The 14,781-nt window shown below is 59.9% G+C and carries 16 protein-coding genes; 5 read left to right on the forward strand and 11 right to left on the reverse strand.

Annotated features, from left to right (window positions below; genetic code table 11):
• The first annotated feature begins 43 nt into the window (after nucleotides 1-43).
• From ACVWXD_RS24330 to ACVWXD_RS24340, 3 genes are read left to right on the forward strand one after another with little or no spacing between them, the layout of a single operon-like run.
• The gene (locus ACVWXD_RS24330; RefSeq protein ID WP_032885062.1) at nucleotides 44-1,051 is read left to right on the forward strand and encodes a methionine ABC transporter ATP-binding protein; all 1,008 of its coding nucleotides are present in this window, start codon (nucleotides 44-46) and stop codon (nucleotides 1,049-1,051) included.
• Nucleotides 1,051-1,725, forward strand: coding sequence for a methionine ABC transporter permease (locus tag ACVWXD_RS24335; protein WP_032885064.1), 675 nt, complete (start codon nucleotides 1,051-1,053; stop codon nucleotides 1,723-1,725). Before ACVWXD_RS24330 ends, ACVWXD_RS24335 begins: the two co-directional genes overlap by 1 nt.
• Before the next feature lie 51 nt (nucleotides 1,726-1,776).
• Nucleotides 1,777-2,547 carry a MetQ/NlpA family ABC transporter substrate-binding protein gene (locus ACVWXD_RS24340; RefSeq protein ID WP_457371412.1) on the forward strand — a complete coding sequence of 257 codons (771 nt, stop codon included), beginning with the start codon at nucleotides 1,777-1,779 and terminating at the stop codon, nucleotides 2,545-2,547.
• Nucleotides 2,548-2,690: 143 nt separating this feature from the next.
• On the opposite strand, the gene ACVWXD_RS24345 is transcribed toward ACVWXD_RS24340, so the two are convergent.
• The 5 genes from ACVWXD_RS24345 to ACVWXD_RS24365 are packed head-to-tail and all read right to left on the reverse strand — an operon-like array spanning nucleotide 2,691 to nucleotide 6,614.
• Entirely contained in the window at nucleotides 2,691-3,326 is a 636-nt protein-coding gene (locus tag ACVWXD_RS24345) for an SCO family protein (RefSeq protein ID WP_032885068.1), read from the reverse strand.
• A complete protein-coding gene (gene cyoE / locus ACVWXD_RS24350) occupies nucleotides 3,323-4,222 on the reverse strand; it encodes a heme o synthase (RefSeq protein ID WP_032885070.1) in 900 nt (299 codons plus the stop codon). Before cyoE ends, ACVWXD_RS24345 begins: the two co-directional genes overlap by 4 nt.
• On the reverse strand, nucleotides 4,210-5,289 hold the full coding sequence (locus tag ACVWXD_RS24355; protein ID WP_032885071.1) for a COX15/CtaA family protein: 1,080 nt from the start codon (nucleotides 5,287-5,289) through the stop codon (nucleotides 4,210-4,212). Before ACVWXD_RS24355 ends, cyoE begins: the two co-directional genes overlap by 13 nt.
• Nucleotides 5,290-5,299: 10 nt before the next feature.
• Nucleotides 5,300-5,884 carry a hypothetical protein gene (locus ACVWXD_RS24360; RefSeq protein WP_032885072.1) on the reverse strand — a complete coding sequence of 195 codons (585 nt, stop codon included), beginning with the start codon at nucleotides 5,882-5,884 and terminating at the stop codon, nucleotides 5,300-5,302.
• Nucleotides 5,850-6,614, reverse strand: a complete 765-nt coding sequence (locus ACVWXD_RS24365; RefSeq protein ID WP_095185321.1) for an SURF1 family protein — start codon at nucleotides 6,612-6,614, stop codon at nucleotides 5,850-5,852. Before ACVWXD_RS24365 ends, ACVWXD_RS24360 begins: the two co-directional genes overlap by 35 nt.
• A 47-nt stretch (nucleotides 6,615-6,661) precedes the next feature.
• On the opposite strand from ACVWXD_RS24365, the gene ACVWXD_RS24370 reads away from it, so the two are divergent.
• Nucleotides 6,662-6,865 (forward strand): twin transmembrane helix small protein, encoded by a 204-nt coding sequence (locus tag ACVWXD_RS24370; protein ID WP_032885073.1) that lies wholly within the window; start codon nucleotides 6,662-6,664, stop codon nucleotides 6,863-6,865.
• Between the two features lie 6 nt (nucleotides 6,866-6,871).
• On the opposite strand, the gene ACVWXD_RS24375 is transcribed toward ACVWXD_RS24370, so the two are convergent.
• The 4 genes from ACVWXD_RS24375 to coxB all read right to left on the reverse strand — a co-directional run bounded on the left by ACVWXD_RS24375 (nucleotide 6,872) and on the right by coxB (nucleotide 11,197).
• A complete protein-coding gene (locus tag ACVWXD_RS24375; RefSeq protein ID WP_095185294.1) occupies nucleotides 6,872-7,759 on the reverse strand; it encodes a cytochrome c oxidase subunit 3 in 888 nt (295 codons plus the stop codon).
• A gap of 35 nt (nucleotides 7,760-7,794) precedes the next feature.
• The gene (locus tag ACVWXD_RS24380; protein WP_032885075.1) at nucleotides 7,795-8,346 is read right to left on the reverse strand and encodes a cytochrome c oxidase assembly protein; all 552 of its coding nucleotides are present in this window, start codon (nucleotides 8,344-8,346) and stop codon (nucleotides 7,795-7,797) included.
• Nucleotides 8,347-8,421: 75 nt separating this feature from the next.
• Nucleotides 8,422-10,011, reverse strand: coding sequence for a cytochrome c oxidase subunit I (ctaD, locus tag ACVWXD_RS24385; protein ID WP_032885076.1), 1,590 nt, complete (start codon nucleotides 10,009-10,011; stop codon nucleotides 8,422-8,424).
• A gap of 58 nt (nucleotides 10,012-10,069) precedes the next feature.
• Nucleotides 10,070-11,197 carry a cytochrome c oxidase subunit II gene (gene coxB / locus ACVWXD_RS24390; RefSeq protein ID WP_032885077.1) on the reverse strand — a complete coding sequence of 376 codons (1,128 nt, stop codon included), beginning with the start codon at nucleotides 11,195-11,197 and terminating at the stop codon, nucleotides 10,070-10,072.
• A gap of 368 nt (nucleotides 11,198-11,565) precedes the next feature.
• Here coxB and ACVWXD_RS24395 point away from each other — a divergent pair, with 368 nt between their 5' ends.
• Nucleotides 11,566-12,213: a hypothetical protein gene (locus ACVWXD_RS24395; RefSeq protein ID WP_260366940.1), complete on the forward strand. Its 648-nt coding sequence runs from the start codon at nucleotides 11,566-11,568 to the stop codon at nucleotides 12,211-12,213.
• 129 nt (nucleotides 12,214-12,342) lie between these two features.
• Here the strand turns inward: ACVWXD_RS24395 and ACVWXD_RS24400 are convergent, their stop codons facing one another.
• On the reverse strand, nucleotides 12,343-13,890 hold the full coding sequence (locus tag ACVWXD_RS24400) for a SulP family inorganic anion transporter (RefSeq protein ID WP_181644035.1): 1,548 nt from the start codon (nucleotides 13,888-13,890) through the stop codon (nucleotides 12,343-12,345).
• Between the two features lie 85 nt (nucleotides 13,891-13,975).
• Entirely contained in the window at nucleotides 13,976-14,707 is a 732-nt protein-coding gene (locus ACVWXD_RS24405; RefSeq protein WP_095185291.1) for a carbonic anhydrase, read from the reverse strand.
• Nucleotides 14,708-14,781 lie beyond the last annotated feature (74 nt).

The raw sequence follows: 14,781 nt of genomic DNA on the forward strand, positions 1-14,781 counted from the left end.
TAACCGCTGATCCCTTTTCAATGCGCCCCACAAGGTTCGCTACGTGATCGAGTTTCAAAACGTCCATAAAACCTACCGCGTCGCCGGTAAGGATATCCCCGCACTGCACCCCACCAGTCTGCGCGTCGAAAACGGCCAGGTGTTTGGCCTGATTGGCCACTCGGGTGCGGGTAAAAGCACCTTGCTGCGCCTGATCAACCGCCTGGAAGAGCCCAGTGGCGGCCAGATCACGGTCGACGGCGAAGAAGTCACCGCCCTGGACGCCAACGGCCTGCGCCGCTTCCGCCAGCAGGTCGGGATGATCTTCCAGCACTTCAACCTGCTGGCGTCCAAGACCGTCGCCGATAACGTGGCATTGCCACTGACCCTGGCCGGAGAACTGTCGCGTAAAGACATCGACCTGCGCGTGGCTGAACTGCTCGCCCGCGTCGGCTTGTCGGACCACGCCAAAAAGTACCCCGCGCAATTGTCCGGCGGCCAGAAGCAGCGCGTCGGCATCGCCCGCGCCCTGGCGACCAAGCCAAAGATCTTGCTGTGCGACGAAGCCACCAGCGCCCTTGACCCACAGACCACCGCGTCGGTCCTGCAACTGTTGGCTGAGATCAACCGCGAGCTGAAGCTGACCATCGTGCTGATCACCCATGAAATGGACGTGATCCGCCGCGTATGCGACCAGGTGGCCGTGATGGACGCCGGCGTGATCGTCGAGCAAGGTTCGGTAGCCGACGTTTTCCTGCATCCCAAGCACCCGACCACCAAACGTTTTGTACAAGAAGCCGAACAGGTCGACGAAGGCGAGCAGCGCGATGACTTCGCCCACGTACCGGGCCGCATCGTACGTCTGACGTTCCAGGGCGACGCAACCTACGCGCCGCTGCTGGGCACCGTCGCCCGCGAAACGGGTGTGGACTACAGCATCCTCGCCGGCCGTATCGACCGCATCAAAGACATCCCTTATGGGCAACTGACCCTCGCGGTCACCGGCGGTGACATGGAAGCGGCCTTTGCCCGCTTCACCGCCGCAGACGTCCACATGGAGGTGCTGCGCTAATGGAAATCTTCCTGAGTTTCTTCGCCAATATCGACTGGTCCGAAATCTGGCTCGCCACCGGCGACACCATGATCATGCTGTTCGGTTCGCTGTTTTTTACCGTGCTACTAGGCCTGCCGTTGGGCGTGCTGCTGTTCCTGACCAGCCCGCGCCAGCTGTTCGAGCAAAAAGGCCTGTACGCGCTGCTGTCGCTGATCGTGAATATCCTGCGCTCGCTGCCGTTCATCATCCTGCTGATTGTGATGATCCCGTTCACCGTACTGATCACCGGCACCTCGCTGGGCGTGGCCGGTGCGATTCCGCCGCTGGTGGTGGGCGCCACGCCATTCTTCGCGCGTCTGGTGGAAACCGCCTTGCGTGAAGTGGACCGCGGCATTATCGAAGCCACCCAGTCCATGGGCGCAACCACTCGCCAGATCATCACCAATGCACTGTTGCCCGAAGCACGCCCCGGCATCTTCGCGGCAATTACGGTGACGGCGATTACGCTGGTGTCCTACACGGCCATGGCCGGTGTGGTCGGCGCTGGCGGCCTGGGCGACCTGGCGATCCGTTTCGGTTACCAGCGTTTCCAGACCGATGTGATGGTGGTCACCGTGGTGATGCTGTTGATCCTGGTGCAAATTCTGCAAACCGTCGGCGACAGGCTGGTGGTGCACTTTTCTCGAAAATAACGGCCATTGCCGGCCAAAAGCCGGCACATGCCCGAACAAGGAGCTTGTTGGATGAAAAAACTACTGGTTGCTTTCGCCGCCGTTGCCGCGTTTTCCGCCCATGCCGAGACCCTGACGGTCGCTGCTTCGCCGGTACCCCACGAGGAAATCCTGGAATTCGTGAAACCTGCCCTCGCCAAAGAAGGCGTGGACCTGCAGGTCAAAGTCTTCACCGACTACGTACAGCCCAACGTACAGGTAGCGGAAAAACGCCTGGACGCTAATTTCTTCCAGCACCAGCCGTACCTGGATGAATTCAACAAAGCCAAGGGCACTCACCTGGTGAGCGTCGGCGCGGTGCATTTGGAGCCTCTGGGCGCCTACTCCAGCAAGTACAAAAAGCTGGACGAGCTGCCAAGCGGTGCCAACGTCGTGATCCCTAACGACGCCACCAACGGCGGCCGCGCGCTGTTGCTGCTGGATAAAGCCGGCGTGATCAAATTGAAGGACTCGACCAACATCCTGTCGACCATCAAAGACATCACCGAAAACCCGAAAAACCTGAAGTTCCGCGAACTGGAAGCCGCCACCCTGCCGCGCGTGCTGACCCAGGTCGACCTGGCGTTGATCAACACCAACTACGCCTTGGAAGCCAAGCTGGACCCGTCCAAGGATGCATTGGTGATCGAAGGCAGCGACTCGCCTTACGTGAACATCCTGGTCACCCGCGAAGACAACAAGGATTCGTACGCGGTGAAGAAGCTGGTAGCCGCCCTGCACACGCCTGAAGTGAAGCAATTCATCGAAGAGAAGTACAAAGGCGCGATCAAGCCGGCGTTCTGATCTACCCGATCTCCAATACACCAGAGATCAAACAATGTGGGAGGGGGCTTGCCCCCGATAGCAGTGGGTCAGTCACCAGATGCAGTGACTGGCACTCAGCAATCGGGAGCAAGCCACCTCCCACATTTGTTTTGGGGGTGCATCTAATTGCGCTGCAACAACCCCGGCAACTGCGCCACCAATTTCTGGTTGTTCAACGGCGAACGAATAAACCCACGCTGCGTGCCATCCGGGCCGATGAGCGCCAGGTTACCGCTGTGATCGACGGTGTAGTTCGGCTTGCTGGTATCTGCCGGAATAAACGGGATGCTCACCGCATTCGACACCTTCTGCACATCCTCCACATTCGCGCCGGTCAGGCCCACAAATTGCGGATCGAAGTAGCCCAAGTACTGCTTGAGCTGAGTCGGGGTATCGCGATGCGGGTCGACGCTGACCAGGATCACTTGCAACTTATCCACAGCCTCTTTCGGCAGTTCGCTTTTGATCTGGCGCAATTGGGCGAGGGTGGTCGGGCAGATATCCGGGCAGAACGTGTAGCCGAAGAACAACAGGCTCCACTTCCCCTTCAACTCATTGAACGCCACCGGCTGGCCGTCCTGATTTGTCATGGTCACAGGCGGTAGCTGACGGCTTTGCGGCAGCAGGATGATGCCGGCGTCGATCAGCGCGGTGGGGTCACCCTGGCCTTTTCCGCTAAGCACTTTGTTGACGGTCAGGCCCATGATCAACGCGACGATGGCCACCAGGATGAAGACGGTTTTTTGAGTTCGAGTCATAGGTTCAACAGTAGGTAGTGGTCTACGAGCAGGGCGATAAACAGCAGGAACAAGTACCAGATAGAGTACTTGAAGGTGTTGATCGCCGCGTGCGGCCGACCGCCACGGTACAACACCCAGGCCCATTGCAGAAAGCGTGCGCCCAATACCAGCGCGCACGCCAGGTACAGTGGGCCGCTCATATGGATCACGTAGGGCATCAAGCTCACCGCCAGTAGGGCAAAGGTGTAGAGCAGGATATGCACCTTGGTGTAGTGCTCGCCGTGAGTCACTGGCAGCATGGGGATGTCGGCCTTGGCGTATTCCTCTTTGCGGTGGATGGCCAGGGCCCAAAAGTGCGGCGGGGTCCAAGCGAAGATGATCAGCACCAGCAGCAGCGGTTCAGCGCTGATGTGACCGGTGACGGCGACCCAACCCAACAGCGGCGGTGCAGCGCCAGCCAACCCGCCGATGACAATATTCTGCGGCGTCGCGCGCTTTAGGAATCCGGTGTAGATCACGGCGTAGCCGAGCAGCGAGGCCAAGGTCAGCCACGCCGCCAGGGCATTGGTGAACGCCAGCAACAGGCCCAGCCCTGCAACAGCCAAAAACAATGCAAAGGCCAGCGCCGCAACCGGCGACACCCGACCCTCCGCCAGGGGCCGCTTGTGAGTGCGTGCCATCACCGCATCGATCCGCCGATCCACGACATGGTTGACGGCCGCCGCGCCGCCCGCGCACAGGGCAATGCCCAAGTTGCCAAAAATCAGCACCGTCCACGGTACGCCCGCGCGGGTGGCGAGGAACATTCCCACCAGGGACGTGATGAGCATCAGCACCACTACTTTCGGCTTGGTCAGCTCTAGATAGTCACGCCAGATCGCCTGATCGTGACGCGCGCCGATCAAGGTCGCCATGGCATCTCTCCTTTAAGGGTGATGAGGCCTGATACGTGTTTGCGCGGGATGAAGCGCCAGCCGAACGGCAACTGATTGCGCACCCGAACCAGGCTGGTGCGGGCGTGGTAATTGACCAGCACCAGGGTCAGCAGCAACCCGGCACCGCCCGCGTTATGCCCGACCGCTACTGCCAGCGGCAGGCCGAACATCACATTGCTCAACCCCAGGCAGATTTGCACGCCGAGGGCGATCAGCAACAAGCCCGACAGACGCGTCATGCCCACCGCGCGCAGTTGCCAGGCCAGGCCGAGCAGGACCAGGGTCACGAGTACTGCGCCTATACGATGGGTCAGGTGAATGGCCGTGCGCGCCTCGCTGTCGAGCTGGCCGCCCAAATAATTTGGGCCTATGTGTTGGGTCAGGTGAAAGCCATTGGCAAAGTCTGCCGCCGGCCACCACTGTCCATGGCACGTGGGCAAGTCGACACAGGCCACGGCCGCGTAATTGGAGCTGACCCAACCACCGAGCGCAATCTGTCCGATCACCAGCACCAAACCAGCCGTCGCCCAATATTGCAGGCGCTTGGGCACGATTAGCGCGGGCAGTACACCGGACAGGCGCAAGGTCAGCAAAAACAGCAGACTCAAGGTGGCAAAGCCGCCAAGCAGATGGCCTGTCACCACCTGCGGCCACAGCTTCAAGGTCACCGTCCACATCCCAAACGCCGCCTGGGCAAACACCACCGCCAGCAGAAACAACGGCAACTTGACCGGCTGGCCTGGGTCACGCCGATGACTCCAAGAGCGCGCCGCCAACAACGCAATCAAAAGACCCAGAGTGCCAGCGAAGTAGCGATGGGTCATTTCGGCCCAGCCTTTGTCGGCCTCCACTGGCGTGTCAGGAAAATGCAATTCGGCATGGGCCAACTGGGCTTCACTTTGCGGCACGCTGATAAAACCATAACAACCCGGCCAGTCCGGGCAACCGAGGCCGGCGTGAGTCAGGCGGGTATAGGCGCCGAGCAGCACGACGATCAGCGCCAGCAAGGTGGCAAACAACGCGAGGCGAAATCCAGGTTTGGCCATGACGATGCCCTTATCCGATGTTCGACAATTTCAGCAGGTGGCGCAGGTCGTTGAGCAGGTCCTTGCCCTTGACCTTGGCGTCGTAGCGCAGCACCAGGTTGCCGTGGGGGTCGACGATCCACAGTTGCGCATCGCCCGGCGCGGCAGCGTTTTTGTTAAACGTCGAAAGGTCCAGTTGATAGCGCTGCAATTGCGGGTATTCGGCTTTCAGCTTGGCTTCGTAATCGGCACCGACCGGTTGCGCACCGGCCAACGCGTGACTGGCGCGCGAGGCATCGCGCCCCAGGCCGATCTGCAATTGCCGCGCGAGGTACACCAACTGCTGGCAATCGGCGGCGCAGGCGGCGGGCGCAGTCACCAGCAGTTGCCAGCGCTGTTCATCCGCCTGCACGCCGATATCGGCGCGGGTCTGGCCATTGCCGATCATCTCGCCGTGATAACTGCGGCTGTCCGGCACCCAGAACTGCAGCTTGTACATAAACGTGGCCAGCACCATCGGGCCGATCACCATCAGCAGGATCAGCAGCAGTTGCCAGCGGCCTTTGCGCCGATCGGGCAGGTCAGACATGTTGAGTGGATTCGTGGCCGCTCCCATGGGGCTTCTCCTTCTTGTTATGCGATCCGAGATAGAGGTAAAGAACCAGCAGCGCCAGCGCCATGGCGAACCACTGCACGGCATAGGCCAGGTGTTTCTCCGGGCCCATGGCGACCACCGGCCAAGTCGTTTCGTAGGTACCGGGGCCGGCTTCAGCGCGCAGTTCGTAGGCAAAGCCACTGCGGCCCAACTCTGTCCAAAGCGCTGCGGGATGCAGCGCCGTGAGTAATCGCGGCCATTGCGTGGCTGCGGGGTCGGCATGCAGTTGGAAGGTTTCGCCAGGGGCGACGTACACCCACGCATCAATATTCAACGGCTGCTCTGGTGTGGTGAAGGCGGGCGGTGTGCGGCGGTCCGGCCAGGGCAGCCAGCCGCGATTGAGCAGTAGCCACAGGCCGCTGGCCTGATCGTGGAAGGGTTGCAGCAACTCGACACCGGCCTTGCCATTGCGCATGCGATTGTCGAGCAAGACGCTATGGTCGGCGTCGAATTGACCACGCAGATGCACACGGCGAAACGCCGGGTCTGCCGTGTCATTGAGTTGTTCACTGCTCATCGGCTCAGCCGCGCGGCGCTCGGCATAGCTGTCGAGCAACAGCTGCTTTTCATGCCCGCGCGACAGCTGCCAGCAACCCAATCCCACCATCAACGGCAGCAGCACCAACACCACCAATGTTGGCGCAATACCGGGGCGAAACTGTTTTATGGCGCTGGCTATACTTGTTTTCATTGCCCGCCGCTCTTCATCAATGCCCATCAAAATCCAGGAGCCAGACCATGCTCAAAGCAGCCATTGCCCTGATGCTGATCGCGACTGTTGTGAGCCTGTTCAGTGGCCTGTTCTTTCTGGTCAAGGACGAAGGCAACTCCAACCGCCTCGTCACTGCCTTGACCGTGCGTGTCGTACTGGCCGTGATCACCCTCATGCTGATCACTTGGGGATTTTTCAGCGGCCAGCTGGTTTCTCACGCGCCGTGGTAAGACGCCTCACAGTACGTAGACGAAGAAAAACAGCCCGATCCACACCACATCCACAAAGTGCCAATACCAACTGGCTGCCTCGAAACCAAACTGGTGCTCGGCGTTGAAGTGGCCACGCAGGATGCGCATCAGCATCACAAACAAAATGATCGTGCCGATGGTCACGTGGGCACCGTGGAATCCGGTGAGCATAAAGAACGTCGCGCCATACACACCGGAGCCCAGCGTCAGGCCCAGCTCTTTATAGGCGTGGATGTATTCCTCGGCCTGGAACCCGAGAAACGCCAGGCCCAGCAGCACGGTAAGCGCCAACCAGATTTTCAGCGCGCCACGATGGCCTTTGCGCAAGGCATGGTGGGCGATGGTGATGGTCACGCTGGAGCTCACCAGCAGGATGGTGTTGACCAGCGGCAAGCCCCACGGGCTGATGGTGCCCTCGGGGGCGGGATAGAGTTTCGGGTCAGGGTTGTTGAGCAATGGCCAGGCAAATTCGAAATTCGGCCACAGCATGTGCGCGACGCCCTTTGAGCCTTCACCGGCCAGCCAGGGCGCGGACATGTGCCGCACATAAAACAGCGCACCGAAGAAGGCGATGAAGAACATCACTTCGGAAAAGATGAACCAGCTCATCCCCCAGCGAAACGAGCGGTCCATCTGCGGACTGTACAAACCCGCGCGGCTTTCTTTGATCACCGCACCGAACCAGCCGAACAACATATAGGCCAGCAGCAGCCCACCAACGAAAAAGATCCACGGGCCGTGGGATTCCGGGCGAGCGGCCTTGAGATCGTTGAACCACACGCCCAGGCCATACACGGTGATCAGCAGGCCAAACGTGGCAATTATCGGCCACTTGCTTTGTGCCGGTACGTAGTACGTATCATGATTCGACATGTATTCACTCTCCCGATTGAGGGGGCAAACAGTAGCTAGCCGCCGGTATGCAAAGCCACGGGCGGTTGGCGCGCAGTGATATCAAATAGCGTGTACGCCAGGGTCAAATGCTTCACATCCTTGGGCATGTCTCGATCGACGATGAAACGCACGGGCATCTCGATACGCTGGCCTGGCTGCAGCACTTGCTGGGTGAAGCAAAAACACTCGGTCTTGTGGAAGTACATCGCCGCTTCGGCCGGGGAAATACTTGGCACGGCCTGGGCGGTCATCGGCTTGTCAGTGGGGTTGTGGGCCACGAACAGCATCTCGGTCACAGCGCCTGGGTTGACCACCACCTCGTCCGCCTTGGCGTAGAAGTCCCAGACCATGTCGATGGCGTTTGTAGACAGGAACTGCACCCGCACCTGGCGCGTCGGGTCGACGATCTGCTCGCCTTCATACTGCCCGGCAGTCTTGCCGTTGATGCCAAACGCCTTGCACATCACGTCGTAGATCGGCACCAGGGCGAAACCAAAGGCGAACATCGCCACGACCATGACCAGCAGGCGAGTGACCAACCGTTTGAGGGGCAGGGATTCAGCCATGACACACCCCTGAAGCGAATGCGATCAATGCGTGAGGGGGCTTGCCGCCCTCACAGTTGCTGTGTGGCAACCGGTTCATTTGACCTCCGGCGGCGTGGTGAACGTGTGGTACGGCGCAGGCGAAGGAATGCTCCACTCCAGGCCTTCTGCGCCATCCCACGGCTTGGCCGGCGCCGGCGGTCCACCTCGAATGCACTTGATCACGATGAACAAAAAGAAGATCTGCGTGGCGCCAAACATAAACGCGCCAATCGACGAGACCATGTTGAAGTCGGCGAACTGCAGGTTGTAGTCCGGCACCCGACGCGGCATACCGGCCAGCCCCACAAAGTGCATCGGGAAGAACGCCATGTTCATGCCCACGAAAGACAGCCAGAAGTGCAGCTTGCCCAGGGTTTCGTCGTACATGTGGCCGGTCCATTTCGGCAACCAGTAGTAGGCCGACGCGAAGATCCCGAAGATCGCGCCGGGCACCAGTACGTAATGGAAGTGCGCCACCACAAAGTAGGTGTCGTGGTACTGGAAGTCAGCCGGAGCAATCGCCAGCATCAACCCGGAGAAGCCGCCGATGGTGAACAGGATCACGAAGGCCACCGCAAACAACATCGGCGTCTCGAACGTGAGCGAGCCTTGCCACATGGTGCTGACCCAGTTGAACACCTTTACCCCGGTCGGCACGGCGATCAGCAACGTGGCGTACATGAAGAACAATTCGCCCACCAGCGGGATACCGACCACGAACATATGGTGCGCCCACACGATAAACGACAGGAACGCGATGCTTGCCGTGGCGTAGACCATCGAGGTGTAGCCGAACAGCGGCTTGCGCGAGAAGGTCGGAATGATCGAACTGACGGCGCCGAAGGCCGGCAGGATCATGATGTACACCTCCGGATGACCAAAGAACCAGAACACGTGCTGGAACAGCACCGGATCACCACCGCCAGCCGCACTAAAGAAGCTCGTGCCGAAGTGAATGTCCATCAGCATCATGGTCACGCAACCAGCCAGCACCGGCATCACCGCAATCAGCAGGAAAGCGGTAATCAGCCAGGTCCACACGAACAGCGGCATCTTCATCAACGTCATGCCCGGCGCGCGCAGGTTGAGGATGGTAGCGACCACGTTGATCGCACCCATGATCGAACTGATGCCCATCAGGTGGATGGCGAAAATGAAGAACGTCACGCTTTCCGGCGCGTAGGTGGTGGAGAGCGGGGCGTAGAAGGTCCAGCCGAAGTTCGGTCCGCCGCCGGGGGTGAACAGCGTCGAGACCAGCAACAGGAAAGCCGCTGGCAACAGCCAGAAGCTGAAGTTGTTCATGCGCGGCAAGGCCATGTCGGGCGCGCCGATCATCAGCGGGATCATCCAGTTGGCCAGGCCGACAAATGCCGGCATCACCGCGCCGAACACCATGATCAGGCCGTGCATGGTGGTCATCTGGTTGAAAAATGCCGGTTCGACGATCTGCAACCCGGGCTGGAACAGTTCGGCACGGATCACCATGGCGAACGAACCGCCCAGCAGGAACATCGTGAAGGCGAACCACAGGTACATCGTGCCGATGTCTTTGTGGTTGGTGGTCAGCACCCAACGCATCAACCCCTTGGCGGGGCCGTGGGCATGGTCACTGGTGTGTCCATGGTCATCGATCACAGCGCTCATGGCCGTTCTCCTGCAAACGAATGGGCGGGGCGGGGCGGCGCAAATGTAATGAGGGCTGTCATTTGCTTTCCGCCTGTTTGATGGCCAGCACGTCTTTTGGCGTGACCATGTCGCCTTTGTTGTTGCCCCAGGCGTTGCGCTCGTAGGTCACCACGGCGGCGATATCCACTTCCGAGAGCTGCTTGCCGAACGCGGCCATCGCAGTGCCCGGCTTGCCGTGATAGACGATGCTCAGGTGGTCGGCGGCCGGTCCGGTAGCGATTTTCGAGCCCTTGAGCGCCGGGAACATCGGCGGCAGGCCCTGGCCCTCGGCCTGGTGACAGGCCACGCAGGTGGTGTGATAAACCTTGTCACCACGGGCCACCAACTCTTCAAGGGTCCACTCTTTGGAGGTCAGTTCCTTGAGCTTGGCGGCCTCGGCCTTGCGTTCACCCAGCCAGGTTTCGTAGTCAGCCTTGGATTTGACCTCGACGACGATGGGCATGAAACCGTGGTCTTTACCGCACAATTCGGCGCACTGCCCACGGTAGATGCCGGGCTTCTCGACCCGAGTCCAGGCCTCGTTGACGAAGCCGGGAATAGCGTCGCGCTTGACCGCAAAAGCCGGCACCCACCAAGAGTGGATCACGTCAGCGGCGGTAACCAGAAAGCGCACTTTGGCGCCCACCGGCAGCACCAACGGCTGGTCGACTTCCAGCAGATAGTGCTCGCCCTTGGTGGCCTGGTTATGGATCTGCTCGGCGGGTGTGGCCAGGTTGCTGAAGAACTCCACATCCTGGCCCAGGTATTTGTAATGCCACTTCCACTGGTAGCCAGTGACCTGGATATCGATATCCGACTCACTGCTGTCGTAGATGTTGATCAAGGTCTTGGTTGCGGGAATAGCCATCGCGATCAGGATCAGCAAGGGCACGACGGTCCAGAGGATTTCCACGGTGGTGCTCTCGTGGAACTTGGCTGCGACCTGGCCGGTGGAGCGCCGGTGGACCATCATCGACCAAAACATGGCGCCAAACACGATGATGCCGATCACCACACAGATCCAGAAAATGGTCATGTGCAGATCGAACACAGCGTGACTGACTTCTGTTGCACCTGGCGCCATATTCGTTGTCCAGGCGGCGTGCGCCTGGCCGAATACTGACCACAACAGGAGGCCCATCCAAACGTGTGGATGTCGCATCATTGCGGGTTCCCCTTATCGTTCTTGTTATCCCGCCGGTTTGCACCTGCGTCGAAGGGAGCGGCTTCCATACTGCTTACAACCGCTTAGCCTTGCCTGCTTATGCAGTCTGGCGTCATCAGCTAATCGCGTACAAATCCGAGTATAGACAGGGTATGCAACCCCGCAATGTGTAGGGACAAATGAGGCAAAATGGCACGGCCGAAGCCAATGAAACCGGGAGCGGAATCGATTTTCCGACGAACGATGGCAATTCAATATAACGCCTGCGCATAACCATGAAATAATTATGACAAATGCGTCTTAGGCGCTCGTATAAACGAGCTAACTTAACCTCTCCCTTTTCCTACGCCTGCATCACTGGAGCCTTCATGAACACCGCCGCATTGCGCGAGCAGATTTCCCGTGCCCATCAACACGAAGCCACTACGGGCCAGCTTGCCCAGCAACTGGAAAAACAATTGCCGCACCTGCATTCGGCCATTGCTCTGGCTGAAGGTGATCGCAACGTTGTCATGGCGCGTTTTGTCACCGCCTACATCGAATTGGTCCCGGATTTGCTCGACGCGGCCAATGAAGTTGCCCGCGAGGCCGGTATCGAAAGCCAGATAAAGCCGGTGCTGAAGATTGCCGAGCATTTCTTCCTGCAACCGCCAGCTATTCTGGCAGGCCACGAAGGCCTGGACGGGCTGCTGGACGAGGCCTACCTGGCTCATCGTCTGGTGGAGGAAGTAAACGATCTGTATATCAAGCACTTCGGTCGGCCGTTGATTCCGGCGGATACCACCGTGGCTAACTTGATTGCCCATCAGTTGATCGGCGAAGCGTTTGCCAACCAACTGGATGAAGCCGTCCACCTGGCGGTGGATGAGATGCTCAACGAAGACAGCTTTGCGCTGGAGTCCGTCGAGGCGTACCGCGAGCAGTTGAAAAGCCCTGACACAGACGCCGCGTGGAAGCGCTGGCCGTGCCTGTCTCGGCAACTGGGGGTTGAATTGGCGCTGGATCAACCCGCCTGAATCCTGAGGTAGACGCAGAAAAAATGTGGGAGGGGGCTTGCTCCCGATAGCGGTGGCTCAGTCACATATGCTTAGACTGACACTCTGCTATCGGGAGCAAGCCCCCTCCCACATTTTGATCCGGCTTCATCAGCCGATTGATGGCGCCGAGCCGATTCCCGTCGTCGTCCTAACCCGGCCTTCGAGCCGGCGCTTCAACCCGCGCGCCTCAATCACCAACTTCGAGCCCTTCGCCGCATTCGCCCTACCCCATTCCTCCAGTAACTCCAGGCAGGAATGGTCGATATAGGTGAGGTTGTTGAGCGGCACATGCACCGTGGTCCCCGCAGGTACCGTCGACAGCACTTGGGTCAGCGCAGGCACTTTGAGAAAGGTCGCCGCTCCGGTCAGCCGTAGCTCCATCTCTCCATCCTGAGGCAGGTCAATCAGGCTGACTTTCAGCCGGGACGCCTTGAGCGCCAGTTTGACCAACGTGAGGCCAAAGCCCACCAGCACACCCGTCAGCAGGTCAGTAAAGATGATCGCCAAGGCCGTGGCCGCATAGGTAAACATCGGCATCCGCCCGTAGCGCCCCAAGGCCTTGAACGCCTTGACGTCTACCAGCTTGATCCCGGTGTACACCAACACACCGGCCAGGCTTGCCACTGGAATGCTTTGCAGCACGCTCGACAACAGCAACACGAAACCCAGCAACCACACGCCATGGAACATGGCAGACAGACGAGTGGTTGCACCCGCCTGGACGTTGGCTGAGCTGCGTACGATCACGCCGGTCATCGGCAAAGCACCGACCAGGCCGCAGAGCATGTTGCCGACACCTTGGGCGGACAGCTCTTTGTCGAAATCGGAACGCTGGCCATCATGCATGCGGTCGACAGCCGCGGCGGAAAGCAGGGTTTCGGCGCTGGCGATAAATGCCACTGCGAAGGCAGCGATCAGCAGTTGAGGATCGGCCAGGTTCAGCAGGTCGCTGGGGCGCAGCCAGTCGATGGCGTCAGCCAGGTTTTCCGGGACTTCCACGCGTTTGACCTGCAACGCCAGCACCAGGCTGGTGACCGTAGCCAGGCCGACGCCAAGCAAAGCGCCCGGCACAAACCGCAGCGGTTGCGGACGGAATTTATCCCAAAGGTACATCACCAGCATCGTCGACAGCCCAAGCAAACCCGCTTGCCAGCCAAGCCCGCCGCCAAGGGTCGGTATGGCTTCAGCCAGTGCAGCCGGGAAACCCGCCAGGTTGTCCAGCCCCGAAGGCTTGGGCGCACCGTCGAGCATCACATGAATCTGCGACAGCACAATCAACACGCCAATGCCCGCCAGCATGCCGTACACCACTGCGGGCGCTGTCACGCGGAACCAGCAGCCCAGGCGCAAACGTCCGGCCACCAGTTGCAGAAAGCCCGCCAGCAGCAGGATCGGGCCCAGCATCAACATGCCGTGCTGGCGCACCAATTCAAACACCAGCACAGCCAGACCCGCCGCCGGACCGCTGACCTGCAGCGGCGACCCCGCCAGCCACCCCACCACCAGGCCACCGATAATCCCGGTGATCAGGCCCTTGGCCGGCGGCATGCCGGACGCAATCGCGATCCCCATGCACAGCGGCAGGGCGACCAGAAACACAACCACCGAGGCGAGCAGCTCCCGTGGCAATACAGCTTTCAATTGAGCAGCACGCATGATGACTCTCCCGAGGCATTCGCCGGGCGCGGTAAAGCCTGGCTGCATCCATGGCAGCCACCGCATTACCCGGCAGGGAAGTGTTTTAGAAGCGCGCTTTAGGCGTCGCTGAAGGGATCGGCCCGTCACCGCCCAACGGTCTGAACGCCGACTGGTCGGCATCGTAGGCGCGGATTTCGCTGGTCTCGATGTTGTAGATCCAACCGTGGATGAACAGCTGACCGTTAGCCATGCGCGAAGCCACGGAAGGGTGGGTGCGCAAATGTTGCAACTGGGCGATGACGTTTTCTTCGGTGAGCACCTTCATGCTCTCGCCTTCGCTGGCGCAATCGCAGTTGTCATGGACCATGGTCTTGGCGACCTCGGCATGCCGCAACCAGGCTTTTACCGTCGGCATTTTTTCCAGGCTGTCGGGGTTGAGTACCGCCCGCATGGCGCCGCAATCGGAGTGTCCGCACACGATGATGTGCTGCACACCGAGGGCAAGTACCGCGTACTCGATGGCCGTGGAAACACCACCGTTCATTTGGCCGTAGGGCGGCACTACGTTGCCTACGTTACGGGTCACGAACAGGTCGCCAGGCGAGCTTTGGGTGATCAGCTCGGGGACGATGCGCGAGTCGGCGCAGGTGATGAACATCGCTCGCGGGCTCTGGGCCGTGGCGAGTTTCTTGAAGAGTTCTTCCTGCTGTGGGAAGACGTCGTGATGGAAATGCAAAAAACCGTCAACGATATGCTTTAGCGCTGCATCGGCGGACTCCGCCATTTGAGAGGCTGAAGCCGACGCAGCCAACGGCTGTTTATCCTTATCACTCATGATTCATCCTCTTGATTAGTGCAGGGGGCGTGTTCAGGACAGTTCGACGCCCGGCCAGTGGAATAGTTGTAAAA

This window comes from Pseudomonas sp. TE3911, assembly GCF_054062775.1.